General features: G+C 70.8%; 25 protein-coding genes. 18 read left to right on the top strand and 7 right to left on the bottom strand.

The window, feature by feature from the left end; genetic code table 11:
- The first annotated feature begins 190 nt into the window (after window positions 1-190).
- From ACIBO1_RS24250 to ACIBO1_RS24225, 6 genes are read left to right on the top strand one after another with little or no spacing between them, the layout of a single operon-like run.
- Window positions 191-1363 (top strand): CaiB/BaiF CoA transferase family protein, encoded by a 1173-nt coding sequence (locus tag ACIBO1_RS24250; protein ID WP_396750289.1) that lies wholly within the window; start codon window positions 191-193, stop codon window positions 1361-1363.
- Between the two features lie 11 nt (window positions 1364-1374).
- Window positions 1375-2010, top strand: coding sequence for an isochorismatase family protein (locus tag ACIBO1_RS24245; protein ID WP_396750287.1), 636 nt, complete (start codon window positions 1375-1377; stop codon window positions 2008-2010).
- Complete coding sequence (locus ACIBO1_RS24240) at window positions 2010-3023, top strand: ABC transporter permease (RefSeq protein ID WP_396750285.1); 1014 nt, start codon at window positions 2010-2012, stop codon at window positions 3021-3023. The genes ACIBO1_RS24245 and ACIBO1_RS24240 overlap by 1 nt, the downstream gene beginning before the upstream one ends.
- Window positions 3016-3882, top strand: coding sequence for an ABC transporter permease (locus tag ACIBO1_RS24235; protein WP_396750283.1), 867 nt, complete (start codon window positions 3016-3018; stop codon window positions 3880-3882). Before ACIBO1_RS24240 ends, ACIBO1_RS24235 begins: the two co-directional genes overlap by 8 nt.
- Window positions 3879-4916 carry an ABC transporter ATP-binding protein gene (locus ACIBO1_RS24230; RefSeq protein WP_396750281.1) on the top strand — a complete coding sequence of 346 codons (1038 nt, stop codon included), beginning with the start codon at window positions 3879-3881 and terminating at the stop codon, window positions 4914-4916. Before ACIBO1_RS24235 ends, ACIBO1_RS24230 begins: the two co-directional genes overlap by 4 nt.
- On the top strand, window positions 4913-5872 hold the full coding sequence (locus ACIBO1_RS24225; RefSeq protein WP_396750279.1) for an ABC transporter ATP-binding protein: 960 nt from the start codon (window positions 4913-4915) through the stop codon (window positions 5870-5872). Before ACIBO1_RS24230 ends, ACIBO1_RS24225 begins: the two co-directional genes overlap by 4 nt.
- Window positions 5873-5902: 30 nt before the next feature.
- Here ACIBO1_RS24225 and ACIBO1_RS24220 read toward each other — a convergent pair whose 3' ends face one another.
- A complete protein-coding gene (locus ACIBO1_RS24220) occupies window positions 5903-6559 on the bottom strand; it encodes a GntR family transcriptional regulator (RefSeq protein ID WP_396694313.1) in 657 nt (218 codons plus the stop codon).
- An 86-nt stretch (window positions 6560-6645) separates the two neighbouring features.
- Here ACIBO1_RS24220 and ACIBO1_RS24215 point away from each other — a divergent pair, with 86 nt between their 5' ends.
- A complete protein-coding gene (locus ACIBO1_RS24215) occupies window positions 6646-7536 on the top strand; it encodes a hydroxymethylglutaryl-CoA lyase (RefSeq protein WP_396750277.1) in 891 nt (296 codons plus the stop codon).
- Window positions 7537-7557: 21 nt separating this feature from the next.
- On the opposite strand, the gene ACIBO1_RS24210 is transcribed toward ACIBO1_RS24215, so the two are convergent.
- Together ACIBO1_RS24210 and ACIBO1_RS24205 are read right to left on the bottom strand one after the other, a co-directional pair.
- Window positions 7558-7824 (bottom strand): hypothetical protein, encoded by a 267-nt coding sequence (locus ACIBO1_RS24210; protein ID WP_396750275.1) that lies wholly within the window; start codon window positions 7822-7824, stop codon window positions 7558-7560.
- A 120-nt stretch (window positions 7825-7944) separates the two neighbouring features.
- Entirely contained in the window at window positions 7945-8427 is a 483-nt protein-coding gene (locus tag ACIBO1_RS24205) for a MarR family winged helix-turn-helix transcriptional regulator (RefSeq protein ID WP_396750273.1), read from the bottom strand.
- A gap of 196 nt (window positions 8428-8623) precedes the next feature.
- On the opposite strand from ACIBO1_RS24205, the gene ACIBO1_RS24200 reads away from it, so the two are divergent.
- The 7 genes from ACIBO1_RS24200 (at window position 8624) to ACIBO1_RS24170 (ending at window position 15028) form a co-directional block, all read left to right on the top strand.
- Complete coding sequence (locus ACIBO1_RS24200) at window positions 8624-9643, top strand: ABC transporter substrate-binding protein (RefSeq protein ID WP_396750271.1); 1020 nt, start codon at window positions 8624-8626, stop codon at window positions 9641-9643.
- 3 nt (window positions 9644-9646) lie between these two features.
- Window positions 9647-10411, top strand: a complete 765-nt coding sequence (locus tag ACIBO1_RS24195) for an ABC transporter permease (protein ID WP_396750269.1) — start codon at window positions 9647-9649, stop codon at window positions 10409-10411.
- Window positions 10412-10422: 11 nt separating this feature from the next.
- Entirely contained in the window at window positions 10423-11178 is a 756-nt protein-coding gene (locus ACIBO1_RS24190) for an ABC transporter permease (RefSeq protein ID WP_396750267.1), read from the top strand.
- A 1-nt stretch (window position 11179) separates the two neighbouring features.
- A complete protein-coding gene (locus tag ACIBO1_RS24185) occupies window positions 11180-11992 on the top strand; it encodes an ABC transporter ATP-binding protein (protein ID WP_396750265.1) in 813 nt (270 codons plus the stop codon).
- Complete coding sequence (locus ACIBO1_RS24180; protein WP_396750263.1) at window positions 11989-13533, top strand: aldehyde dehydrogenase family protein; 1545 nt, start codon at window positions 11989-11991, stop codon at window positions 13531-13533. The genes ACIBO1_RS24185 and ACIBO1_RS24180 overlap by 4 nt, the downstream gene beginning before the upstream one ends.
- Before the next feature lie 4 nt (window positions 13534-13537).
- Window positions 13538-14452, top strand: a complete 915-nt coding sequence (locus ACIBO1_RS24175; protein WP_396750261.1) for an alpha/beta hydrolase — start codon at window positions 13538-13540, stop codon at window positions 14450-14452.
- Window positions 14453-14632: 180 nt separating this feature from the next.
- Window positions 14633-15028, top strand: coding sequence for a DUF4260 domain-containing protein (locus ACIBO1_RS24170; protein WP_396750259.1), 396 nt, complete (start codon window positions 14633-14635; stop codon window positions 15026-15028).
- A gap of 220 nt (window positions 15029-15248) precedes the next feature.
- Here the strand turns inward: ACIBO1_RS24170 and ACIBO1_RS24165 are convergent, their stop codons facing one another.
- Window positions 15249-15869, bottom strand: coding sequence for a TetR/AcrR family transcriptional regulator (locus tag ACIBO1_RS24165; protein ID WP_396750257.1), 621 nt, complete (start codon window positions 15867-15869; stop codon window positions 15249-15251).
- A 180-nt stretch (window positions 15870-16049) separates the two neighbouring features.
- Between ACIBO1_RS24165 and ACIBO1_RS24160 the strand changes: the two genes are divergently transcribed.
- The 3 genes from ACIBO1_RS24160 (at window position 16050) to ACIBO1_RS24150 (ending at window position 18110) form a co-directional block, all read left to right on the top strand.
- Window positions 16050-16952: an SDR family NAD(P)-dependent oxidoreductase gene (locus ACIBO1_RS24160; RefSeq protein ID WP_396750255.1), complete on the top strand. Its 903-nt coding sequence runs from the start codon at window positions 16050-16052 to the stop codon at window positions 16950-16952.
- Window positions 16953-17197: 245 nt separating this feature from the next.
- Entirely contained in the window at window positions 17198-17854 is a 657-nt protein-coding gene (locus ACIBO1_RS24155; protein ID WP_396750253.1) for a hemerythrin domain-containing protein, read from the top strand.
- 85 nt (window positions 17855-17939) lie between these two features.
- Window positions 17940-18110 carry a hypothetical protein gene (locus tag ACIBO1_RS24150; RefSeq protein WP_350698235.1) on the top strand — a complete coding sequence of 57 codons (171 nt, stop codon included), beginning with the start codon at window positions 17940-17942 and terminating at the stop codon, window positions 18108-18110.
- A gap of 169 nt (window positions 18111-18279) precedes the next feature.
- Here the strand turns inward: ACIBO1_RS24150 and ACIBO1_RS24145 are convergent, their stop codons facing one another.
- Window positions 18280-18567 (bottom strand): hypothetical protein, encoded by a 288-nt coding sequence (locus tag ACIBO1_RS24145; protein ID WP_396750251.1) that lies wholly within the window; start codon window positions 18565-18567, stop codon window positions 18280-18282.
- 569 nt (window positions 18568-19136) lie between these two features.
- Here ACIBO1_RS24145 and ACIBO1_RS24140 point away from each other — a divergent pair.
- Window positions 19137-21581: an ATP-binding protein gene (locus tag ACIBO1_RS24140; RefSeq protein WP_396750249.1), complete on the top strand. Its 2445-nt coding sequence runs from the start codon at window positions 19137-19139 to the stop codon at window positions 21579-21581.
- Between the two features lie 58 nt (window positions 21582-21639).
- Here the strand turns inward: ACIBO1_RS24140 and ACIBO1_RS24135 are convergent, their stop codons facing one another.
- Together ACIBO1_RS24135 and ACIBO1_RS24130 are read right to left on the bottom strand one after the other, a co-directional pair.
- Window positions 21640-23145, bottom strand: coding sequence for a cellulose binding domain-containing protein (locus ACIBO1_RS24135; RefSeq protein WP_396750247.1), 1506 nt, complete (start codon window positions 23143-23145; stop codon window positions 21640-21642).
- Between the two features lie 159 nt (window positions 23146-23304).
- Window positions 23305-24153 (bottom strand): zinc-dependent alcohol dehydrogenase family protein, encoded by an 849-nt coding sequence (locus ACIBO1_RS24130; RefSeq protein WP_396750345.1) that lies wholly within the window; start codon window positions 24151-24153, stop codon window positions 23305-23307.
- Between the last annotated feature and the right edge of the window lie 10 nt (window positions 24154-24163).

The following is a 24163-nucleotide window of genomic DNA, read 5'->3' as shown; positions in this document are numbered from 1 at the left end:
CGGCATGGCACACCACTAACCACTGTATGCACGGAGGTCCACCACGGGATCCAGCTCTGGCTCCGGCTGACAAAAGCCGCTGTTGACAGCGGACGACGCAGAACTGTTGTATACAAACACCCACTCGGGTGGGCTGCTATGAGAGGTGTCCATGTCTAGCGAAACGCACCACGAAGGACCGCTCCACGGCGTGCGCGTGATCGAGTTCGGGTCCCTGCTCGCGGGCCCCTTCTGCAGCCAACTGCTGGCCGACTTCGGCGCCGACGTCATCAAGTGCGAGCCGCCACGCCAGGGCGACCCGATGCGCGAATGGGGCCAGGAGAAGCCGCACGGCAAGTCGCTGTGGTGGCCGATCGTCGCCCGCAACAAGAAGTCGATCACCGTCGACCTGCGCACACCCGAAGGTCAGACCGTCGCCCGGCAGCTGATCGCGCAGAGCGACGTGGTCGTCGAGAACTTCCGACCCGGGACGATGGAACGCTGGGGCCTCGGTTACGAGGACCTCTCCGCCGACAACCCCGGCCTGGTCATGGTGCGCGTCTCCGGCTTCGGCCAGACCGGGCCGTACTCCAGCCGACCCGGTTACGGCTCGGTCGGTGAGGCGATGGGCGGCCTGCGCTACGTCGTCGGCGACCCGCAGACCCCGCCCAGCCGGGTGGGCGTCAGCCTCGGCGACTCCCTGGCCGGCACCTTCGCCGCCCTGGGCGCGGTGATGGCCCTGCGCGTACGCGACCAGAGCGGCCGCGGCCAGGTCGTCGACTCGGCGATCTACGAGGCGGTCCTGGCGATGATGGAGTCGCTGCTGCCCGAGTACACGCTGGGCGGCCACGTCCGCGAACGTACCGGCGCCATCCTGCCGAACATCGCACCCTCCAACGTCTATCCCACCCGCGACGGCGGCCTGCTGCTCATCGCCGCCAACCAGGACACCGTCTTCCGACGCCTCGCCTCGGCCATGGACATGACCGAGCTGAGCACCGACCCCCGCTTCGCCACCCACGCCGCCCGCGGCCACCACCAGGGCGAACTCGACGCCATCATCGCCGAATGGTCGGGCCGGCACGACACCGAGGACCTGATGGCCGTCATGATCAAACACGACGTCCCGGTCGGCCGCGTCTACCGCGCCCCGGAGATGCTCCACGACGAGCACTTCGCCGCCCGCGAGGCCATCGTCCGCGTCGAACACCCCGAGTTCGGCGAGTTCCCCATGCAGAACGTCGTGCCGAGACTGTCGCGCACCCCCGGCCGGGTCAAGTGGACCGGCCCTCGCCTCGGCGAACACACCGACCAGGTGCTGACCGACATCGTCGGCCTGGCCAAGTCCGAGATCAACGAACTGCGTGCCAGCGGCGTCATCTAGAGGCGGACACGGTGAATGACCTCCACGCGGACTACCGCAACGCCGGCTTCGGCGGCGACCTGGGACACGGCACCCGCCGCGCGCTCCTGCTCGTCGACCTGGTGCGCGCCTACCTCGACCCGGCCTCACCGCTCTACGCCGGTCACGAGAACCCACCCGCCCTGCGGGCCTGCGCCGACCTGCTCGACGCCGCCCGACGCCACGGCACCCCGGTGATCCACACCCGGGTCGAACTCGCCCCCGGCGGGATCGACGGCGGCCTGTTCACCCGCAAGGTGCCCGCCCTGCGGGTCTTCGAACGCGGCAGCCACCTCGCCGCCGCACCACCGATCCTGGCACCCGCCGCCGACGAAGCGGTCGTCACCAAGCAGTACGCCAGCGCCTTCTTCGGCACCAGCCTCGCCAGCACCCTGCGCGTCCTGGGCGTGGACGCCCTGCTCATCGCGGGCGCCTCGACCAGCGGCTGCGTCCGGGCGAGCGCGGTGGACGCCCTGCAACACGGCTTCGTCCCACTCGTCGTCGCCGACGCCTGCCTCGACCGGGACCCCCGCCCGCACGAGGCCGCCCTGTTCGACCTCGACGCCAAGTACGCGCAGGTCCTGACCCTGGACGAGGCGACCACCCTGCTCGGACCGGGAGGTGCGTGATGCGGGTCCTCAGATACGCCCGCCGACGGATCCTCTTCCTCCCGGTCGGCCTGCTCTCCGTCATCGTGCTGGCCTTCCTGCTGGTCAACGCGCTACCCGGCAACCCGGCCGGAGTCATCGCCGGCCCGGCCGCCTCCCCGACGGAACTGGCCGAGATCGAACGCCGCCTCGGCCTGGACCTGCCCCTCTGGGAACGGTTCGTCGACTACCTCGGCAACCTGGTCCGTGGCGACCTCGGCGCGTCCTACTACACCGACCGGCCCATCCTCGACGAGATCCTGCGGTTCGCCCCGGCAACCCTGGAACTGGTCTTCCTCTCCCTCACCCTCGCCGCGCTCCTCGGCATCGGCCTCGGCACCCTGGGCGCCTACCGCAAGGGCACGGTGGCCGACCGCACCTCCCGCTTCGTCGTCACCACCTTCCAGTCCATCCCGGACTTCTTCCTCGCGCTGCTGCTCATCTACCTGCTCTTCTATCTCGCCGGGTGGGCACCGGCACCGGTCGGCCGACTCGGTCTGATGGACGAACCACCGCCGACCGTGACCGGGGCGCTGCTGCTGGACTCCCTGATCTCCGGAAACATGGGCACCTTCCGATCGGCGGTGGCGCACTCCGTGCTGCCCGTCCTGACGCTGGGCATCTACTACTCCGCGTACTTCGCCCGTAGCACCTACGCCTCCCTGGTGCCGGCGCTGGAGTCCAAACAGGTCGAGTTCGCCCGCGCCAGCGGCCTGCGCGAGCGCACCGTCCTCGCGTACGCCTTCCGCCAGGCCCGGACCCCGATCCTGACCTACGGCGGCATCCTGCTCGCCGCGCTGCTCGGCGGCGCGGCCATCATCGAGACCATCTTCTCCTGGGGTGGCTTCGGCGAGTGGGCGATCGACTCGATCCTCCAGCTCGACATCCCGGCCGTGCAGGGCTTCATCCTGGCCGCCGGACTCGGGACCCTGTTGGCCTTCACCGCGCTGGACATCCTGGTCGCGGCGCTCGACCCGAGGGTGCGCTATGACTGAGACCCTGGCCGCCGACCCCACCACGGTCACCGCCCCGACGACCAGGAAACGCCCCCGGGGCCGCCGACGGTGGCGACTCTGGGTGCCCGGCGCCGTCCTGACGAGCATGCTCGCCGCGGCCTACCTCGCACCACTGCCGCACGACCCGGCGGAACCGTCCACCAACACCCTCACCGCCCCCGACGGCGAGCACTGGATGGGCACCGACAAGTTCGGCCTCGACGTGTTCAGCCGCCTGGTGGCCTCCGCCGGGGTGGACATCCCGCTGGCCCTCGCCGGCATGCTGATCTCGCTGGTGATCGGCGTGCTGCTCGGGCTGGCCGCCCTGCACCGCGGACCGTGGGGTGAACGGGTGGTCCGGGCCCTCGACGTCTTCCAGGCGTTTCCGCTGCTGATCCTGGCCATCGCCCTGGTGGCGCTGATGGGCAACAACATCGAGAACGTCGTGGTCGCCATCGCCATCATCAACGTCCCCCGCTTCGTCCGACTGGTCCGCAGCGAGGGACTGACCATCCGGGAGAGCCGCTACATCGAGGCCGCCCACGCCATCGGCGCGACCGGGCCACGCGTGATGTTCCGGCACGTCCTGCCGAACATGACCGGCATCATCCTGGCCCAGGCGTCACTGGCGGTCGCGCACTCGATCGTCGTGATCGCCTCGCTCTCCTTCCTCGGCATCGGCATCAACGCCGCCGACGCGAGTTGGGGCGCGATGATCCAGACAGGAGCGCAGAACATGACGACCGGCCAGTGGTGGGTCTCGGTCTTCCCCGGCCTCGCCATCTTCCTCACCGTGCTCTGCTTCAACGCCATCAGCGACGAACTGCAGGACACCTTCGGCCGGGCGAGGCAACGATGAGCCTGCTCAACGCCCGACGTCGACCCGACAGCCGTCCCACCCCGCCGCCGTCCGGCGGATCCGCCGGACGCCTGCTGGAGGTCAGCGGCCTGACCACCCGGTTCGACACGCCCGACGGCCTGGTCCACGCGGTCAACGGAGTCGACTTCCACGTCGACCGGGCCGAGATCGTCGGCGTCGTCGGCGAGAGCGGATGCGGCAAGTCGGTGACCATCCGGTCCATCCTCGGCCTGGTCCGACCGCCCGGCCGGGTGGTCGAGGGCACCGCCCGCTTCGACGGTGTCGACCTGCTCGGCCTGCGCCGCAGCGAGCTGCGCCGACTACGCGGCAAGGACATCGGATTCATCGCCCAGAACCCGTTCAGCGCCCTGAACCCGGTGATGCGCATCCACCGGCAGTTCGCCACCATCATGGCCGCGCACGGGGTCAAGGCCGACGGCGAGGTCAGGGACCGGGCCCGCACCGCGCTCACCGACGTCGGCATCGCCGGACCGGACCGGGTCCTCGACGGCTACGCCCACCAGTTGAGCGGCGGCATGGCCCAACGCGTCGTGATCGCCATGGCCATGCTGCTCAACCCGACCTTCGTGATCGCCGACGAACCGACCACCGGCCTGGACCTGACCGTGCAACGGCAGATCCTGGACCTCATCCGCCGCCTGGTCCGCGAACACGACCGCTCGATGCTGCTGGTCACCCACGACCTCGGCGTCGTCGCGCAGTACTGCGACCGGGTCGTCGTCATGTACGCCGGCAAGGTCATCGAGCACGGCACCGTCCGGGAGGTCCTCAAGGACCCCCGCCACCCGTACACCCAGGCGCTCATCCGCGCCATTCCCCGGCCCGGTCAGCCACTGGTGCACCTCACCGGTCGACTGCCCGACCTGATCGACTACCCGACCGGATGCCCCTTCCGGGACCGCTGCCCGCACGCCTTCGAACCGTGCGCCCAGGTGGTCCCGCCCGCGGTGACCCAGACCTCCGGCCGGACCTACTGGTGTCACCTGCCCCAGGAGAAGGAGGCAGCGCAGTGAGTCTGCTGGAGCTGACCAACGTCAGCAAGGAGTTCCACGTCGGTGGCGCCACCCGCGTCTACGCGCTGGACGACGTGTCGCTCTCGGTGGACGCCGGCGAGACCGTGGCGGTCATCGGCGAGAGCGGATCCGGCAAGTCGACGCTGGGGCGGCTGGCACTACGCCTGATCGAACCGACCCGGGGCTCGGTGCGCTTCGACGGCACCGAACTGCTCGCGCTGCCCGCCGCCGAGATGCGCAAGCTCCGCGCGAAGATGCAGATCATCTTCCAGGAGCCGTTCGAGTCGCTGAACCCCCGGATGCGGGTGGCCGACATCATCGGCGAACCACTGGCCATCCACCGGCCCACGATGTCCACATCACAGCGCCGTGACCGGGTCGCGCAGATGATCGAACAGGTCGGACTCGCCCCCGACATGGCACGGCGTTATCCCGGTGAACTCAGCGGCGGGCAACAGCAGCGGGTCGGCATCGCCCGGGCCGTGGTGACCGAGCCGTCCCTGGTCGTGCTGGACGAACCCACGTCCTCACTCGACCTGTCGGTCCGCGCCCAGATCCTGCGCCTGCTCGCCGACCTGCAGGCCGAACTCGGCATGGGCTACCTGTTCATCTCGCACGACATCCACACGGTCCGGTACGTCAGCGACCGCATCGCCGTCATGTACCGGGGGCGGGTCGTCGAGACCGGCCCTTCCGAGCTGGTGTTCGCCGATCCACAGCACCCGTACACCCGCGCCCTGCTGGCGGCGGCCCTGCCCGTCGATCCCGACCAGGAGCTGGCCCCGGCCCGGCTGGTCGGTGATCCACTGAGCCCGACCCAGCTCGTACCGGGATGTGTCCTGCACGGACGCTGCCCGGTCGGCGAGGACAGATGTGTACAGACCGAGGTGCGACTGACGCCGATCGGCGCCGACCGGGAGGTGGCGTGCATCAAGCCCGGAGCGCCCGGAAGCTGACCCGCACGGCGGTGGGGGAGTAGCGACCGCTCACAGCTCGGGGCGGTCCACCATGCCGTCGAGCAGCACCGTCCGGGCGGCCAGCACGTGGGCGCGCATCGTGCTCGACGCCCACTCGGCGTCCCTGGCCCGCAGCGCCGCCACCAGGTCCCGGTGGTGCGCCATGCTGCGGGCCAGGGCATCCGGCGTGTAGAGGCGGAACGCCCGTACGACCAGCGGAACCTCCACCACCGCGGACAGCAGCGAGGTGAGCCGAGGGCTGGCGGCGGCCTTCAGCACCGCGTTGTGCAACTCGGCGTTGAGGGTGGCGATCCGGTCCAGATCCTGCGGACCCATCCGCCGGGCCAGCTCCTCCATCTGATCGCAGAGCCCGTCCAGCCGGTCCAGGACCTCGGGTTCGATGCGCTTGGCGGCCAGGGCCGCGCCGTAGCTCTCCAGCCGGGCGCGGATCTCGTAGATGTCCTGCAGATCGCCGAGCGACCATTCCGCGACCCGTGCCCCACGGTTGGGCTGGAAGACGACGAGGCCCTCCGCGGTGAGCCTGCGCAGCGCCTCCCGGATCGGTGTCCGGCTGACGCCGAACTGCCGGGACAACTCCATCTCGCCCAGGCGGGCACGCGGGCCGATCGAGCCGTTCAGGATCGCGCTCCGCAGCGCCTCGTACGCGTCCTCCGCGGCATTCGTCACCCGTGCCTCCGTCGTGTGAGCCGCATGTCGTCGGCACCCTTGCCGCCGGTCTGACAGTCTGAGATTGTATACATATGGTGGTTCAGGTGGTGGAGGTGTCTCCACGGGACGGTCTACAGAACGAGCCCGAGATCCTGTCGACAGCGAGCAAGATCGAGTTGATCCGGCGCTGTGTCGAGGCCGGAGCCCGACGGGTCGAAGCGGTCTCCTTTGTCCGCGCCGACCGGGTGCCGCAGATGGCCGACGCCGAAGCGGTGATGGCCGCAGTGCCACGACGCAGCGACGTATCGTACATCGGTCTGGTGCTCAACCGGCGCGGGCTGGACCGGGCGCTGGCGGCCGGAGTCGACGAGGTGAACTGCGTCGTGGTCGCCACCGAGACCTTCAGTCAGCGCAACCAGGGCGCCTCCGTCGAGGCCATGATCGGCGCCTGGACCGACATCGCCAAGGCCGCCCACGCCGCCGGAGTGCGCGCCAGCGTGACCGTGGCCGCCGCCTTCGGCTGCCCCTTCGAGGGCGACGTCTCCCCGACGACCGTGGGTGACCTGGCGCGACGGCTGGTCGAGGGCCAACCCGACGAGATCGCCCTCGCGGACACCATCGGAGTGGGCGTACCCGCTCAGGTGCGGGCCCTGGTCTCCGCCGTCACGGCGGCGGCACCGGGTGTGCCGCTGCGCGCCCACTTCCACGACACCCGCAACACCGCCGTCGCCAACGCGTTGGCGGCGGTCGAAGCGGGCGTGACCGTGCTCGACGCCAGCGTCGGTGGGATCGGCGGATGCCCCTTCGCCCCGGCGGCCACCGGCAACGTGGCCACCGAGGACCTCACCTACGCGTTGCACCGCTCCGGCCACCCCACCGGCCTCGACCCGTCGAAGGTCATCGAGACGGCGGCGTGGATCGGCGAGCAGCTCGGCAAGGACCGGCTACCCGGCGCCCTCGGTCGGGCCGGCTGGTTCCCGGCCGACCGGCGCTAGCCGGGCCGGTGCGATGGGACGTCACGAGGTCGGTGCAGCCTCTCGGTCCGGCGTCCAGGCGAGGATGTCCAGCAGGCGTACGTCCGTCAGGCGATCCGCTGCCTCGGCGACCAGTGGATCGTCGTGGTCGCGGGCGGCGCCCCGTAGCACTGCGAGGCCATCGGTGGCTCGTAGCAGATCAGTGCGGTATGCCGCCCAGTACGCCCGCTGCGGTGGTGCCTGCCGGCCTGCTTGCTGCAACTCGCGTGCTGCCGCCTCGGCAGCCCGCCGGTACCGCCCGAGTTTCATGTCGGCGTCCGCCATCACCTCGCGAGTCGTGCGCGTCCCCGGACGAAGGAACTCCACGTTCGACGGTGACACCCGGTCGTGAGTGCTGCGCCGTCGATGTCCCCAACGCGTAGACGTACGTCAGGACGATTCGTCCGGCGGGGGAGTCCAGGAGGGCATGCTCCGGATGACGGCGTCGAGCAGTACACGGAGTCGCTGGTAGTCCTCGTCGCCGAGCGAATCGCGGATGTGGTTGTCCAGGTGCAGCATGATCCGGTCGGCTCTGGCCGTCTCGCGGCGCCCGCTGTCGGTGAGGTGCAACTCCTGGATGTTGGCGTGGCGCGGGTGCGGCCGACGTTCGATCAGGCCGCGTTCGACGAGTTTCACGACCAGCGGGGTGATCGCCTGCGGTGTCACCCCGACCAGGCGGGCCAGTTCCGCGCCGGTCAGGCCGGGTGCCACTCCCAGGTTGGCCAGGACGGCATAGAGCGAGCCCGATACGCCGACCTTGCGCAGCGGCGGCTCCTTGGCGGCGAGCACGGCGAGGTCGGCCCGGCGCAGTGTCGACGCGACGCGGCCGAGCATCTCCTCGCGATCGAAGGTCACTGCCGTTTCGTCGGTCACGGTCACGGAGCATACCGCATCTTGATCTGAATTCATGCCTTGCGTCATATCAAGGTCTTGATACTCTCGTCATGCGGGTCGATGTCGTCGATTCCGCCGACGATCCATCCACTCAAGCGACTGAGCACGGAAGGGGATCAAGGTCATGCACGGGACACAGGGGCGGCACCCGCCACACCGCAGATTCCGCCGGACGTTGACGGCCACGAGCCTGGCCCTCGGCCTACTCGCCGCCGCAGGCGCCTGCGGCACCGACGGCGAACCGGCCGAGACCACCGGATCGGGCCTGACCCGACTCGTCATCGACTTCAGCCCGACCGCCAACAACGCCCAGCTCTCGCTCGGCGTCGACCAGGGAATCTTCGAACGACACGGCTTCGAGATCGACCAGGTCCCAGGCTCCGGAGCCAGCGCCAACAGCGTCGCGCTGCTCCTGAACGGACAGATCCACCTGGCCGTCAGCGAGATCACCGCGGTGCCGGCCGCCGTCGCCGCCGGCTTCCCGGTGGAGATCGTCACCTCGCTGGTCACCGACTACGAGTCGCCGGAGGGTGACGCCTTCTCCCTGATCGTGCCGGAACACAGCGACATCCGGTCGTTCGCGGACCTGACCGGCCGGACCGTCGCCGTCAACGGTCTGGAGAGCTTCTTCGACCTGACCCTCCTCGAAGCGGTACGCCAGGCAGGCGGCGATCCCGACGCGGTCCGGACCCTCGCCGTGCCGTTCGAGGACCAGGTCGCGGCGCTGCGGCAGGGCCGCGTCGACGCGATCAGCACCCTGGAACCGTTCGCCGGTCAACTGCTGACCGGTGGCGGGTTCCGTTCCCTCGGCAACCCCGCCACCAGCGCGCTCGGCCCGCGCAGCGTCCCGAGCATCCTGATGGGCTCCCAGCGGTTCGTGGACCGCAATCCGGACGTCATGCGACGCTTCCTCCAGGCGTGGAACGAGGCGACCGGGTACGCCAACGACAACCCGGACGCGGTCCGGGCGACGATCGTACGGACCACCGGCGCGCCCCCCGAGGCAGTGGCGCGACTGCCGCTGCCCTGGTACGTCAGCGGGATCGACCGACGCTCGGCGGAACTCATCGCCCGGCTGATGGTCGACTACGACCGGATCGACATGGCACCGGCGCTGGACGCGTTCACCTGGTCGGAATCACCGGACGCGCACGACCTCGACACGCCCCCGCGCGGGCTCCGGGTCTCGGGGTAGCCGATGAGACCCACCCCGCTGCTCCCCGTACTCACCACGGCGGCGCTGCTCGGCACCTGGCAGGCGGCGGCCGGCACCGGCGTACTCCCGGCCGAGGTCCCGCCGGCCTCCGCCATCGCCACCTGGCTCTGGGCCAACATCGGCACCGCCGTCCTCTGGACGGCCGTGTCGCAGACACTGGCGCACTGGGCCGCCGCGCTGGTCATCGGCGTCACGCTCGGCGTGCTCGTCGGGGCCGCCATGGCGAGCGTCCCGGTGATCAACGAGCTCCTGCTCGGCGTGGTCGAGTTCTTCCGCCCGATCCCGGTCGTGGTCTATCTGCCCATCATGTTGCTGCTGCTCGGCGCCAGGCCGGTGGTGGTGGTCGTGCTCGCGGCGGTGGCGGCCCTGTGGCCGATGCTGCTCCAGACGCTCTACGGCGTGCGGGACGTCGACCCGGTCACCACCGACACGGCACGGGTGTTCGGACTGACCACACCGCAGCGACTGCTCTGGGTGACGACCCCGAGCATGCTGCCGTACCTCTTCACCGGTCTGCGGATCGCCTCGACGATCACGCTGCTGGTGGCGATCGCGATGGAACTCATCGGCGCCGTACCCGGCCTCGGCAACACCCTGGCCACCTACGCGGGCAACGGCCGCTACGACGCGACGTACGGCGTCATCGTCATCGCCGGCCTGCTCGGCGTCGGCCTCAACGCCGTCTTCGAGCGGCTGGAACGGCGGGCACTGCGCTGGCACTCCGCCTACCGGACGCAGCAGGCATGAGGAGGCCGATCGTGAAGAGAACCGGCCTCCGGCTGCTCGTACCCGTGCTGCTCGTCCTGCTCTGGTGGACGACCTCGACGGCAAGCACCTCACCCTTCTACCCGCCGCTGCCCGACGTCCTGGCCGCCTTCGCCGAGTCGTGGCTGTTCACGCGACTCGGCTCGGACCTGGTCCCCAGCGTCACCCGGCTCCTCGCCGGCCTGCTGATCGCGACCGTCGTCGGTATCGCCGTCGGCACCGCACTCGGCCGCCACCGACTGCTCCGGAACGCCCTGAACCCGGCGGTGCAGTTCGGCCGATCGCTACCCGGCACCGCACTGATCCCGATCAGCGTCGTGCTCTTCGGCATCGGTGACGCCTCGAAGATCCTGGTCATCGCGTTCGTCTGCCTGTTCCCGGTGCTGTTGAACACGGCCGATGCGGTCCGCGGCACAGACCCGCACCTGCAGGACGTGGCCCGCTCGTACCGGCTCACCGCCGTACAGCGACTGGCCTTCGTCCTGCTGCCGGCGGCGGCACCACAGATCTTCGCCGGCATCCGCACGGCGCTGGGGATCGCCTTCATCATGATGGTGGTCACCGAGCTGTACGCCGCGACCAACGGCGTCGGCTTCGTCACCCTCAGCGCCCGCAACTCCTTCGACGTACCGCAGATGTGGGCCGGCACCGTGCTGCTCGGCCTGCTCGGGGTGGTACTGAGCGCCCTCTTCCTCGTCCTGCAACGACGCGTCCTGCGCTGGCACATCGGCATGACGGAAAGGAACTGACATGCTCTCGGTCACGAACCTAGGAAAGACGTACGGCTCCGGTGCCCATGCCGTCGAGGCGATCCGCGACCTGACCCTGACGGTTCACAAGGGAGAGTTCGTCTGCATCGTCGGGCCGTCCGGTGCCGGCAAGACGACCATGCTGAAGTGCCTCTGCGGCCTCCTGAAGCCGTCGTCGGGCACGGTCACCCTCGACGGCGTCCCGGTCACCGGTCCACCGAAGGAGATCGCCTCCGTCTTCCAGGACTACAGCCGGTCGCTGATGCCCTGGTTCACCGTGCGACGCAACGTCGGTCTGCCGCTGCGCAACCGGTACCGGTCGACGGCCGACCGCGCCGAACGGGTCACCGCGGCGCTGGACGCGGTGGGCCTGAGCGGATTCGGGGACCGCTACCCGTGGCAGCTCTCCGGCGGCATGCAGCAGCGCGTGGCGATCGCCCGGGGCCTCGCGTACGCACCGGAGATCCTGCTGTTGGACGAGCCGTTCGCCTCGGTGGACGCCCAGACCCGCGCGGACCTCGAAGACCTGATCCTGCGGGTACGCGACGACACCGGCGTCACCATGCTGCTCGTCACGCACGACATCGACGAGGCGGTCTACCTGGCGGATCGGGTGGTGGTGATGTCCGCACGCCCGAGCGTCGTACTCGACACGGTGCGGGTCGACCTTCCCCGCCCACGGGACCAGGTGTCCACCAAGCGCCTGCCCCGATTCGCGGAGCTGCGCGCACACGTACTGACGCTGATCCGGCGGACCGCCCTCGACGGCACGCCGCCGCCGGACCGACACTCGACGATCGGGGAACGACGATGACCACGCAGACCGCGCAGAGCACCGCGACCCGGGACGGCGACCCGGACACCACCGGCGACGAGGTGATCACCCTCGACCAGAGCACCGGCGACGAACTGGCCCGCTACCGGGCGGCCGGTCCCGAGCAGGTCGGCGCGGCCGTCCAGGTCGCACGGACCGCCGCCGGACCGTGGTGGGACCTCGGCTTCGACGGACGGGCGGTACGACTACGTGCCTGGCGCCGGGAGATCGCCCGGGGCGGCGAGGACCTGGCGGCGCTGATCCACGCGGAGAACGGCAAGTCCCTGGAAGACGGCCGGGCAGAGGTGCTCTCCGTCCTCGGGCACCTGACCTTCGTACTCGACAACGTCGAACGGGTCCTCGGCCGCCGTGAGATCCCCGCGCCGGCCGCGATGCCGCACCAGCGGGCGTGGGTGGAACATCTCCCGTACGGGGTGGTCGGCGTGATCGGGCCGTGGAACTTCCCGCTCGGCACCCCGGGAGCGATCGTCATCCACGCCCTGGCCGCCGGCAACGCCGTCATCCTCAAGCCCAGCCCGATCACCCCCGGAGTAGGCGTCTGGCTGGCCCGGTCCTGGCGGCGGGCCGTACCCGACCTTCCCGGCGCCTTCCAGACCGTGGTCGGCTTCGCCGCCACCGGCCGACACCTCACCACCGGCGTGGACAAGGTCGCGTTCACCGGCAGCGTCCGTTCGGGCCGGGCCGTGGCCGCGGACTGCGCCGCGCGCCTGACCCCGGCACTGCTCGAACTCGGCGGCAACGACGCCGTCGTGGTGGCGCAGGACGCCGACCTGGACTCCGCTGCCGCCCACATCACCTGGGGCGCGCTGCAGAACGCCGGCCTGGGCTGCATCAGCCTCGAGGTGGCCTACGTCGTGGACGCCGTGCACGACACTCTCGTGGAGAAGATCGCCGCCCACGCCGGACGGGTGCACGCCGGCAGCGGTGACGACGACCTGATCGGTCCGGTCCCACTACCGGCGCAGATCCCGGTCATCCGCCACCACGTCGCCGACGCGCTCCGACGGGGCGCCACCGCCGTGGTCGGCCGACCGGCCGACGGCGGTACCGACGACCGGTACGTCCAACCCACGATCCTCGTCGACGTCCCGCCGGACGCCCTGGCCGCCACCGAGGAGACCTTCGGGCCGGTGTTGGCGATCGTCCGGGTCCGCGACACCGAGGAGGCGATCACCCGGATCAACGCCAGCCCGTACGGCCTGGGCAGCGCCGTGTTCAGCCGCGACCGGGGCGAGGACATCGCCCGTCGCCTGCGCGTCGGCATGACCAGCGTCAACGACGCGCTCGCCTTCTCCCAGAACGCCGGGCTGCCGTTCGGCGGGCGCGGACACAGCGGCCACGGCCGTAAGCACGGCGACGAAGGACTCCTCGAATTCGTCTACCCCCACGCCATCACCGTCCACACCGGCCCCACCCCGACACCCACCACCACCTTCGCGCGTCCACCCGGCGCCATGGCCAGAGCCCTCGCCGCCGCGCGTGACCGGCTCGACGCGGACGACCAGACGGAGAGGAACTGACACCATGAGCGACCAGATGTCACACCTGCTGGACCGGATCGCGGCCGGATTCAGCCACCCACCCCGCTCACCGGTGCTGCACTCACCGCGCGAGGTCGGGCTCGACTTCGAGGACGTCACCTTCCCGTCCCACGACGGGGTGCCGCTGGAAGGCTGGTTCCTGCCCGCGCCCGGCTCGACCAAGCTGGTCATCGCGAACCACCCGATGGGCTTCACCCGCGCCGGTCTGCCCACCCACCTGGAGCCCTGGCACTCGGCCTGGGCAGCCAGCGGCAACGGTTTCGAGGTCGACTTCGTCCCCGACTACCGCATCCTGCACGATGCCGGCTACCACGTCCTCGCCTACGACCTGCGTAACCACGGCCTCAGCGGCGCCGCCAACGGCGGCATCAGCTCAAGCGGCCTCTTCGAGGCCCGCGACGTCGTCGGCGCACTCACCTACGTCCGCCACCGCCCGGACACCCGCGACGCGACCATCGGCCTGTTCAGCCGATGCCTCGGCGCCAGCTCCACCTTCGCCGCCATGACCCAGTTCCCGCAGGCGTTCGAGGGCGTACGCTGCCTCGTCGCGCCCCAGCCGGTGACCGCCCGCGTCATCATGGAACGCCGACTGGCGCTGCTCGACGCGGCGGACCGCCTCAACGACCTGGAACAGCTCATCATCCGGAGCACCGGCATCGACTTCGCCCGTCGCAGCCCCCAGGAGTGGGCCCGCCACGTGCGCGTCCCCACCTTCCTCTACCAGGTACGCGACGACATCCTCACCGACCCCGACGACGTCCAGACCATGTACGACAACATCCCCGTCACCGACAAGAAGCTGCACTGGATCGATGGGACGACCGCACGCTGGGACGGGTACCTGGAGTTCCAGCGCCGCCCCGAACCCATGCTCGACTGGTTCGCGACGTACCTGTAGAGCGAAGGCGACGGCAGCGCCATGACTTATGGCCGGTCGTTGACGGGCCGCGGGCACCGGCCAGCACAGTGCCAGGGCGTTCAGGTCCGGGCCGTCGATATCGGCGAGGGCTACCCACGCTCGGCTCGATTCGGGAAAGCTGAGGTCCACCGATTCCTTCGACCGACATCGAGGTGGGAGATGCCGTACCTGAGCCCGGTCGCGATGCAGCGCATCGAGGCCGTTGTCGTCGCGGCCCTCGCGGTCGTGGTGACCGTCGCCGTGGGGTACCCGTGGTGGTCGCTGCTCGCGCTCTTCCTCGTCTTCGACCTGTCCATGCTCGGCTACCTGCGCGGGCCGCGTCTCGGTGCCACCTGCTACAACCTGGCCCACTCCTACGCTGTACCGGCGGCGCTGGGGGCGGTGGCCGTGGTGGGTGCCGGGTACGGCGATCGGATCGACTGGCTCGGCATCCTGGCCGTGGCGTGGATGTTCCACATCGCCGTCGACCGTGCCCTCGGTTACGGGCTCAAGAACACCGAGGGATTCGAACACACCCACCTCGGTCCGATCGGCAGGGCCCGGCGGGCCGGTTGAACCGTCGGCTCCGCAGCGGCGCTGCACGGCCCCCAGGCCCTGCTGGGCGACACTGCGACCACCGGCGACCCCGGCTGGCCGCGTTACCCCGAAGTCCACTCATTCGGACCTGCAGGCTGACATCGGCGTTGCCGGGTGTGCTGCCGAGCACGAAGCGGGACACCGTCGGAAGACTCGCCGCCCGGTGGCGGGCAGAAGCCAGCGACCCGGCCGCCGTCACTTAGGGCGACACCGGTGGACGGAGGCCGTCGAAAGTCACCGACAGTACGCCGCTTTCTATCGCGGGATCCTGGCTCGCGTACCCGATCGCGTGGGCGGCACCGGCTATCAGCGCGATGAGCGTTCGCACGTCGATGTCGACGCGGACTCTGGCAGCCTGCTGGGCACGACCGAGCAGCTCACCGATCGACTGTTGGAGGTCGCGGGTGGCCTCGGCCACGGCGCCCTCGTGGGCGCGTAGGTCCACGCCTGCGTCGGCCAGGGCGTCCGCGAACGTGTGTTTGATGGTCGACTGGCGTACCGCCTCGGTCAGGAACGCGAAGAACGCCGCACCGGGGTCGGCCGCCCCGGCCAGCGACCGGGCCTGCCCGGCGAGGGCATCCAAGCGGCCGACGAACACCGCCTCGACCAGAGCCTCCTTGGTCGGGAAGTGTCGGAAGACCGTACCGATCGCGACCTCGGCCCGCTGGGCGATCTCCTCGGTCGACGCGGTCGGACCCTTCACGGCGAAGACCGCGTCGGCGGCGTCGAGGATGCGGGTCCGATTGCGCCGCGCGTCGGCGCGTAACGGCCGGCCGCCCTGCGCGTCTCTGCCGCTGGCCGCAGGGGCGCCTGGGCTCACTGCGGTCGCTCCTTCCACCATCCGGCTTGCTGTGTCGAACACAGGATACTGCCGCGACGGACGGCTCCGTTGACAAGATGAGTGCCCACTCATAATGTCCGAACCGGAGCCGAGACTCACTTTATTTGCCTCGTCGCCGCACGTTCCCTGCCCGTCCGACCACCCGACTGGAGCAGCACCATGAAGACCGTTCTGATGACCGGAGGTACGGCCGGTCTCGGCGCGTACGCCCTGGGGCAGTTGACGAAGTCCCCCGGCACCAGGCTGTTGCTCGGCGCGCGGGGCGCCGGGCCGGCGGGCGTCGAGACGTACCCGCTGGACCTGGCCCGGCTCGACAGCGTCCGCTCCTTCGCGGCCACGGTGCGGGACCGGCTCGGGTCGACGGAGGTCGACGCGCTCGTGCTCAACGCGGGTGTCAGCCTGACCTCCGGCGACCAGCGCACGGCGGACGGCTTCGAAACAACCTTCGCCGTCAACCACCTCGCGCACTACCTCCTGCTACGGCTACTGCTGCCCCAGCTCGCACCGCGTGCCGTTGTCACGTTGACCACCAGTGGCACGCACGACCCGGCTATCAGGACCATGCTGAGCAGCACCCCGCCCCGCCACGCCGACGCGCGGCTGCTGGCCAACCCGGAACGGGATCCGCAACGCGACGAGCAGGCCCGGGCGGCGGGCGGACGGGCCTACGCCTCGTCCAAGCTCTGCAACATCCTCACCGTCCGGGGCCTCGCCGCCCAGCCGGAGGCGTCACGGCTGCGGATCGTCGCGTTCGACCCGGGTCCGACACCGGGTACGAGCCTCCTGCGCAACACTCCGCTCCCGGTCCGTCTCATCTGGCGAATGTTCGGCACCCCACTGCGGGCACTGATGCCCCGATTCAACAGCGTCCCTGCTGCCGGGGGCGCGCTGGCCGACATCGCCTCGGGCCGTACGGTGCCGCCCGCCGGCGCCTACTACGCACGGCTCGTGCGAGGGCAGCTCACCTGGCCGTCCCCGTCCGAGCTGGCCCGCCGCGACGACGTGCGGGATCGCCTGTGGCGGGACAGCGCCGAACTGGTCGGGCTGCCGGTCACCCGTTAGGACGTGTCCGGCGCACGCAGCGCCACCCGACGCCCGGCCGACCGGCCCCTCAGCATGAGGATGGTCGAAAGCCATGATCGGAGTAACGCCGGAATCGGGGTCGGTCGGCGTGGCGAGCGTCGTCGGTGGGTACACCCGTGCCCGTACGCGGCCGGACGATATGTCAGGCCACGTACGGGTTTCAGTGGGAGTCGGTCCACATCGGTGAGACCTGCCCTCCCTCGAATCGAGCGGAAAGAAGGACCATGGCCGACAGCCGTGACATGTACGTCGTGCACAGCCTCTTCAGGCGCGAGTTCCCGGCCGCTGCGGCCCTGGTCCGGACAGTGCCTGCGGATGACGCTCCGGCTGCCGCCCGCGTCGCCGACCACGTGCTGCTTCTCACCGGCGCGTTGCACACGCATCACAGCGGTGAGGACGAGCATGTCTGGCCGAAGTTGCGGCAACGTGGCCCGGACGAGATCGCGCCGCTGGTCGAGACCATGGAGAGTCAGCACGAGAGCCTGCACGCGGCGCTGGCCGACGTGGAGGACCGGGCGACCGTGTGGCGCCGCACCGCCAGCGTGGCCGACCGGGAAGCGCTCGCCGCAGCCGTCGAGGCGTTGATCGCGCCGATGTCGGCACACCTGGACGCCGAGGAGACCCACGTACTGCCGTTGATCGACAAATACCTGACCGACGAGGAGTGGGCCGAGGCGGGTAAGCACGGGATGGCCTCGGCGCAGAAGAGCCAACTGCCGATGATTTTCGGGATGCTGCTGCACGACGCCCGGCCCGAACACACCGAGAGTCTCAAGGCGGTGGTCCCGGCACCGGTCTGGTTCGTGCTCTCCCGCCTGGGGCCCGTGGCCTACGGCAGGTACGTCCGGCGACTGGGCCTGGACCGGGTGAGCGCAGCATGACCGTGCGGGGCGGCCGGCCCGGACCGGCCGCCCCTGGCCTGCGGTGTGAGAGGCGGCGACGCCGGTCGTGGCGGATAATTGCCCGATGACAAATCCTGACCTCGATCCGGACGTCTATCCGCCCCTCGACCCCCGTGAGCCCGTGCCGGACGACGTCGGCGAGCTTCTTCCCGACACGCCCGGCGAGCTGCCCGAGGCGCCGGTCGAGCCGTCGCCCGACGACGGTGATCCGGGGGGCGTACCCGAGCCGGCATGACGGCGGTCGCGGTCAGTGCCGATCAATGCTCCCGGCCGCTACACCGTCGTCGGCGAGTCCACCGCCTGACCGGCACCGACAGGTGTCGCCCGGTCCGTCATCGCGGACCGGGCGACACTGTCATGCGCGCTGGCTCCTCGACGGTTCAGCGAGGGGAGCGACGACGGGCTCAGTCCTGCCAGACGTTCAGGGCCCAGGCGAGGACGTACCAGACGCAGACGTACTCCCGGCCGGAGGCGACTCCGGCGATGTGGCAGGTGATCGGGTCGGGGAAGACACCCTGGAGCAGCCAGGCACCCGCCGCCGCCTGCGTGACCGGCGCGGCGCTCACCGCCGTGGTGACGGCGGAAACGGGGGCGGCCTGGGCGGCCCCGGCCGTCGTACCCAGGCCGGTGGCCACCAGGGTGACCGCCACGGCCGTCGTCGCCAGTCGCTGCCGCAATGATCTTTTGCGCATCGGGTTCTCCTCCCACGCGCCCGGGGCCGGATGTCCGGCCGAGGGCGTCCTTCGATGATCGATACGTTCATGCTGCGCCGAGAACGGGCTCTGGTCGTCGGCCCACGATCTGACCTGCCGCGTACACCAGGCGGGTGATGTCGGCCCCCGCGTCCCCCGGCAGGTGGACCCACGCCGGTGCCGAAGCCTGCGATCGAGGCGTTTCGCAAGGGCTCGCCGCCCGCCAGCGGCGGGCATTCAGGCCGGTGCCCGAGCCTGAAGCGCGAAGGTGCGGCGGCAGCGTGTGGGCACGGCGGCGAAGGGAGGCCGACACTGATGCGGTCGGCGAAGCGTCGGGCAGGGCGGCCACGGGGGGAGCCGCCCTGCCCGACGATCCAACACGGTAGACCCCGCCATCCACATCGGACAAGCCGGGAGGCGCCACGGACGGGATGGGTCGATTTCGATGGCTCGTCCCGGATTCTTCATGGCGAGGCTCACACCCCGTATACGAGGGATCCGCTGATCGTCACTGACGTGCGAGCATCGACACCGGTACGTGAGTGCGGGCGTCGGGTGGTTGGGGGAACATGCCCACAGGTCAGGTACAGCGTGACCAGTTCGGAGACCTACTCAGGGCCCTCCGTCTGGAGCGGGGGATGACCCAGGAAGAGCTCGCCGAGGCGGCCCGGTCCAGTGTCCGCGGTATCCGGGAGATGGAGCGCGGCCGGGTTCGCAGTCCGCAGCGCCGTACGGTGGAGCTGCTCGCCGATGCCCTGCGACTGGGCGGGGCGGACCGGGACCGCTTCGTCGCCTCGGCCCGGGCCGCTCGGCAACCATCAGACCCGGCCACCGGGCCACCCGACCGCCCGGTGCCGCAGCACGGCACGATGGTGCCGTCCGGACAACCGGCAGTGGTCGTACCCGGAGAACTGCCCGCCTCCGTTCCGGACCTGGCCGGCCGGGCGGAGATCCTGGAACGCCTCTCGACGGTGGCCCACGACGTGGCCGCCGGGCGGCCGGACACCGCCTCGGTGGTGGTGCTGTACGGGCCTCCCGGGATCGGCAAGACCAGCCTCGCCGTCGCAGCCGGACATCGACTCAGCCCGGCCTTCGCCGGTGGGCAACTCTTCGTCGACCTGCAGGGCGTCTCGCCGGACGGACCGGTCGACCCGGCCGAAGCCCTGGCCGGACTGCTGCGCTCGCTCGGCGTGCCGGACACTCGGGTGCCGGTGTCACCGGCCGAACGGGGCGGCCTGTTCCGCACCCTCACCCGGGACCGGCCGCTGCTGGTGGTCCTGGACAACGCCGCGAACGAGGCCCAGGTGCGCCCCCTGTTACCGGCCGGACCGGGGTGTCTCGCGCTGGTCACCTGCCGACGTCCGTTGACCGGTCTCGCTGGTGCGCTCCGCCAGCCGCTCGACCTGCTCGACCCGGCAGCCGGTCGACAACTGCTCGCGGCGATCGTCGGGGCCGACCGGGTCGCCGCCGAACCGACCGCCGCCGACCAGCTCGTCCACCTTTGCGGCCGGTTGCCGCTGGCCCTGCGGATCGCCGGCAACCGCCTGGCCAGCCGGCCCCAGTGGTCAGTCGGTTGGTTGGTGGACCTGCTCCGCGACCAGCGTCGGCGGCTGACCGTGCTGACCGCCGGCGACCTGGGCGTGCGCTCCGCGTTCGAGGTGTCCTACCGGCAGATGGACCCGAGGACCGCGCAGGTGTTCCGGCGGGCCTCGCTGATCCCCGGCGCCGACTTCGCACCCGGACTGGTCGCCGCCGTGGCCGGCGTCGACGAGGAGGCTGCGGCGGCGGCCCTGGAGGAGTTGGTCGAGGCCGGTGTCCTCGTCGCGACGGGGGACCGGTACCAGTTCCATGACCTGGTCCGGCTCTATGCCCAGGAACGCCTCGACGCCGAGGAGGACCAGTCCTGCCGGACGGGGGCGCACGAGCGGATGACCCGCTGGCTGCTGCGGCGCACCCGACAGGCCGGTGCGATGTTCGAACCGGCCGGCTGTCGGACCGACTCCCCGTTCGTCAACGATCGGGCGGCGGCGTCCTGGTTGGACCGCGAGTCCGGCAACTGGCTGGCGGCCCTGCGGGACGCGTCCCGGTGCGGTCGACACACCGAGGTGGTCGCGGTGGCCCGGGCACTGCACTGGTACTCCGACGCCCACAGCCACCGTCACCCCTGGGACGAGATCTTCTCGCTGGGGGTGGCCGCCGCCCGAGCCGTCGGCAGCCCCCGCGATGAGGCGGTCCTCCTGAACTTCCTGGGCTGGGCCCGGTACTTCTGCCGGGACCGCAACACCGACGGGCTGACCGCCCTGGGACGGGCGCTGGAGCTCGCCCGGCGGATCGGGGACCGCCGGGAGGAGGGGTGGGCGCTGACCTACACCGCCGTGATCTTCATCCGGACCGGTCGGGCCGGGTGGGCTGTCGACCACTGCCGCCGGGCCGTGGGCCTGTTCCGCGAGGTCGGGTACGCCCTCGGCGAGCACAGTGCGGCGAGCGTGCAGGGTGGGGCGCTGGCCGCGCTCGGCCGGTTCGCCGAGGCGGCCGAGTTGCACCGCGAGGTGTTGGCGTTCTACGGCCGGGGCAACGGGCTCAGCCGTACCGGCGCGGCGGTGGCCGGCGCCGGGGCGATGATGAGTCTCGGAGCGGACCTGGCGGGGTTGGGCCGGTGGCGAGAAGCCGCGAACGCGTACGCCGACGCGCGACGGGTGTTCCACACGTTCGGCGCGACGTTCAGCGAGGCCAACGCCATCCGCCAGTACGCGCTGGCCCTTCGGGCGTTGGGTGAGGCCGACGCGGCGGGTGAGGCGTTGCAGGCGGCGCTGGCGCTGTACGCCGCGCTGTGCTGCCCGTGGTGGGAGGCGCAGACCCTGTACGCGCTCGCGGCGTTGACCGACGCGGCCCCGGCCCGGGCTGTCGAGGCCGACCTGCTGCGCCGGCGGGCCCTGGACCGGTGCGGCGAACTGGACGCCCCCGAGGTACGGACCCTTCGCGCCACCCTGCGACGGGAACTGGCACGGGCCTGACCGGACACACACCGGGCCCCGCCGACGACACGGCGGAGCCCGGTACCGGTGAACAGGGTCAGTTGCAGGTCGTGCCGTTGAGCGTGAACGGCGCCGGGGTGGCGGGCGTGCCGTTCGCGGTGAAGCCGATGTTGACGGCGCCGCCGGTCGGGATGGCCGCGTTGTGGTTCTCGTTGGTGACGGTCACCGCCGCCCCGGTCTGCTGGAAGACGCCGTTCCAGTGGCCCTGGACGAGCTGCCCGCCGGGGAAGGACCAGCCCAGCGACCAGCCGTTGACGGCCGGGCCGTCGTTGTAGACGGTGACGCTGGCGGTGTAGCCGGTGGACCACGAATCGGTGACGACGAAGGAGACCCGGCAGGTGCTGACGATCGCCGTCGCCGGCACGATGTTGCCGTAGTCGTCGCGGGCGGTGGCGAAGTCCTGGAACCCGAAGCCCGGGCCGGCCGACCGGGTGGTGGTGCCGGCAGCGAGCACGGTGCCGTTGGCGTTCACGGCATAGACCGGACCACCGCTGTCACCGCCCCGGGCGGCCTCGTCGCCGTCGAGCTGGGTGGCCTCGACGAGATCCTCGATGTCGTCGTAGTGGAAATCGACCCGCAGGTTGCAGACCGGACCGCCGAGCTCACCCGCCGAGGTGTACCCGGACTGGCACAGCAACTGGCCGGGGTACACCTCGGTCCACCCGACCACCTGGGCGCGTACCTCGTCGTGCTGGCCGCCGACATAGAGGTGGTCGCCCGGCGACGACGTCGAGATGATCATCGTGTCGTGGTCGTCGTTGCTGTCGACCGCGTAGCCGACCAGCGTCCCGGTGTTGGTGCTCGTGTTCCACCCGACGTGCCACGGTGAACCGATGGCGCCGCAGTGCTCGGCGGTGAGGACGTACCCGGCGTTGGTGTCCGCGTTGCGCACGCCGAAACCGGCGGTGCACCCGGGGGTGGTGAAACCGATGCCCGAGCCGCCGTCGAACGGCGCCGCGTCGTTGGCCCGTGACCGCTCGACCATGCGGTCACGCTCCACGAAGCTGGTCCGCACACCGGTGGCCGGCAACGTCGGCCGCGTGACGCCGGGAGCGTCGTCCACCGCGACCTCGATGCCGGCGCCGTCCGTACGCACCCGCACCGCGTGGACCGCGTCCGCCGGATCGGCCGCCACCGCCCGGGTGATCCTGGCCGCCGCCGTCCGCAGCTCGGCGCGGGAATAGGCGGCGCGGGTCACCTCGACCGGCGCGATCCGGCGGGCAGACGTCACGGCGGCGACGATGTCGGTGGGCACCGCACCCTTCCACCACAGGGCGACGTGGTCGTCGACCAGCCCGATACCGGCGTAGCCGCGTCCCGGCGCACGGTCCACCGCGGTGCGGATGACGTTGGCCGCGTCGACCAGCGGCGCCTGGGCGACCATCCGGTCCAGGGTCGGGGCCGGGATCAGGTCGAGGATGGACGCGGCGGCCTCCGGCTCGCCGGTCTGCGAGTACGCGGAGGCGGGACCGTTGATCGCCGTCGCACCGACCAGTGCCCCGACGACCACCGCACAGGTGATCGCTTTCCGAATGCGTGTCATGACAGTGAGTCAAGCGGCGTCCGATGGTCCGAGACAGGCAGGACGCCCGGCAGGAGTCAACCTGCCGGGCATGTGCCGGTGATCTGCCGGATGCGCAACCCGCACCGGCCCCGGGGTTCCCCGGTACCGGTCTGAGAGCAGCGCCGGCGTGGTCGGTTTCTAGACCGTGACGACGATCTTCTTTCCACCGTGCAGCCCTTTCTCGAGGTGGCGATGTGCCTCGACGACACCCTCGAGGGTGAACATCCTGTCGATGGCGGGCCGCAGTGCGCCGAGGCGTACACCGGCGTTCAAGAAGGCCGCCATGCGCTTCACCACGACGGCGTCGAGGGTGTGCTCGAAGCTGCGGTAGCTGAAGATGGTGAGCGGTGTGCCGGCCGGAAAGGGAGTGGGCCGAGGGTCCAGAAAACCTGCGGCGATCAGCGTCCCGCCCGGACGGGCCGCCTTCACGAGATCCTGCTGGCCAGGACCCATGACGACGTCGAGGACGATGTCGGCACCGGTTGCGCCGGTGTGGTGGCGTACGGCGTCGGCGACGTCGTCACGGTCGGTGGCGATGACTGCGGCGGCACCGGCGGCGAGCAGGTCGTCCCGCTTCGCGGTGTGCCGCGTGACGGCGATGGGCACGGCGCCGATCTGATTGGCGATCTGCATCGCCGCCCGGCCGACGCCGCCGGACGCGGCAGTGATGAGGACGTGGTCGCCGGGCCGCATGCTCGCCTTCTCGACGAGCGCCCCATAGGCAGTGGAGAACGCAACCCAGATCGCCGCCGCCTCCGCAACGGCGAGCCCGGCCGGCCGGGCGACGACCCGGCTCGCGGGGACCGTGGTGTATTCGGCGTAGCTACCCCGGACGCTCGCGTCCGGAACGGCCGTGAGGATGACCGGGTCGCCGATCTCCAGCCCGGTGACCCCGGAGCCCAACGCGTCGACGACGCCGGTTCCCTCCACACCGAGGCGAGCGTTCGGCAGGGTGACGACTGCGGGAAGGGCGCCGGACCGCATCATCTGGTCCAAC

This window comes from Micromonospora sp. NPDC049903 (assembly GCF_044460945.1).
Classification (GTDB): Bacteria; Actinomycetota; Actinomycetes; order Mycobacteriales; family Micromonosporaceae; genus Micromonospora.
This window is presented reverse-complemented; position numbering and strand designations above follow the sequence as displayed.

Excerpts from the sequence above, each read along its gene's own strand:
- ACIBO1_RS24240 (WP_396750285.1), top strand. The coding sequence starts at position 2,010 with ATGCGGGTCCTCAGATACGCCCGCCGACGGATCCTCTTCCTCCCGGTC.
- ACIBO1_RS24235 (WP_396750283.1), top strand. The coding sequence starts at position 3,016 with ATGACTGAGACCCTGGCCGCCGACCCCACCACGGTCACCGCCCCGACG.
- ACIBO1_RS24230 (WP_396750281.1), top strand. The coding sequence starts at position 3,879 with ATGAGCCTGCTCAACGCCCGACGTCGACCCGACAGCCGTCCCACCCCG.
- ACIBO1_RS24210 (WP_396750275.1), bottom strand. The coding sequence starts at position 7,824 with ATGAAACTCGGGCGGTACCGGCGGGCTGCCGAGGCGGCAGCACGCGAG.
- ACIBO1_RS24195 (WP_396750269.1), top strand. The coding sequence starts at position 9,647 with ATGAGACCCACCCCGCTGCTCCCCGTACTCACCACGGCGGCGCTGCTC.
- ACIBO1_RS24185 (WP_396750265.1), top strand. The coding sequence starts at position 11,180 with ATGCTCTCGGTCACGAACCTAGGAAAGACGTACGGCTCCGGTGCCCAT.
- ACIBO1_RS24180 (WP_396750263.1), top strand. The coding sequence starts at position 11,989 with ATGACCACGCAGACCGCGCAGAGCACCGCGACCCGGGACGGCGACCCG.
- ACIBO1_RS24175 (WP_396750261.1), top strand. The coding sequence starts at position 13,538 with ATGAGCGACCAGATGTCACACCTGCTGGACCGGATCGCGGCCGGATTC.
- ACIBO1_RS24170 (WP_396750259.1), top strand. The coding sequence starts at position 14,633 with ATGCCGTACCTGAGCCCGGTCGCGATGCAGCGCATCGAGGCCGTTGTC.
- ACIBO1_RS24160 (WP_396750255.1), top strand. The coding sequence starts at position 16,050 with ATGAAGACCGTTCTGATGACCGGAGGTACGGCCGGTCTCGGCGCGTAC.
- ACIBO1_RS24155 (WP_396750253.1), top strand. The coding sequence starts at position 17,198 with ATGGCCGACAGCCGTGACATGTACGTCGTGCACAGCCTCTTCAGGCGC.
- ACIBO1_RS24150 (WP_350698235.1), top strand. The coding sequence starts at position 17,940 with ATGACAAATCCTGACCTCGATCCGGACGTCTATCCGCCCCTCGACCCC.
- ACIBO1_RS24145 (WP_396750251.1), bottom strand. The coding sequence starts at position 18,567 with ATGCGCAAAAGATCATTGCGGCAGCGACTGGCGACGACGGCCGTGGCG.
- ACIBO1_RS24140 (WP_396750249.1), top strand. The coding sequence starts at position 19,137 with ATGCCCACAGGTCAGGTACAGCGTGACCAGTTCGGAGACCTACTCAGG.
- ACIBO1_RS24135 (WP_396750247.1), bottom strand. The coding sequence starts at position 23,145 with ATGACACGCATTCGGAAAGCGATCACCTGTGCGGTGGTCGTCGGGGCA.
- ACIBO1_RS24130 (WP_396750345.1), bottom strand. The coding sequence starts at position 24,153 with ATGATGCGGTCCGGCGCCCTTCCCGCAGTCGTCACCCTGCCGAACGCT.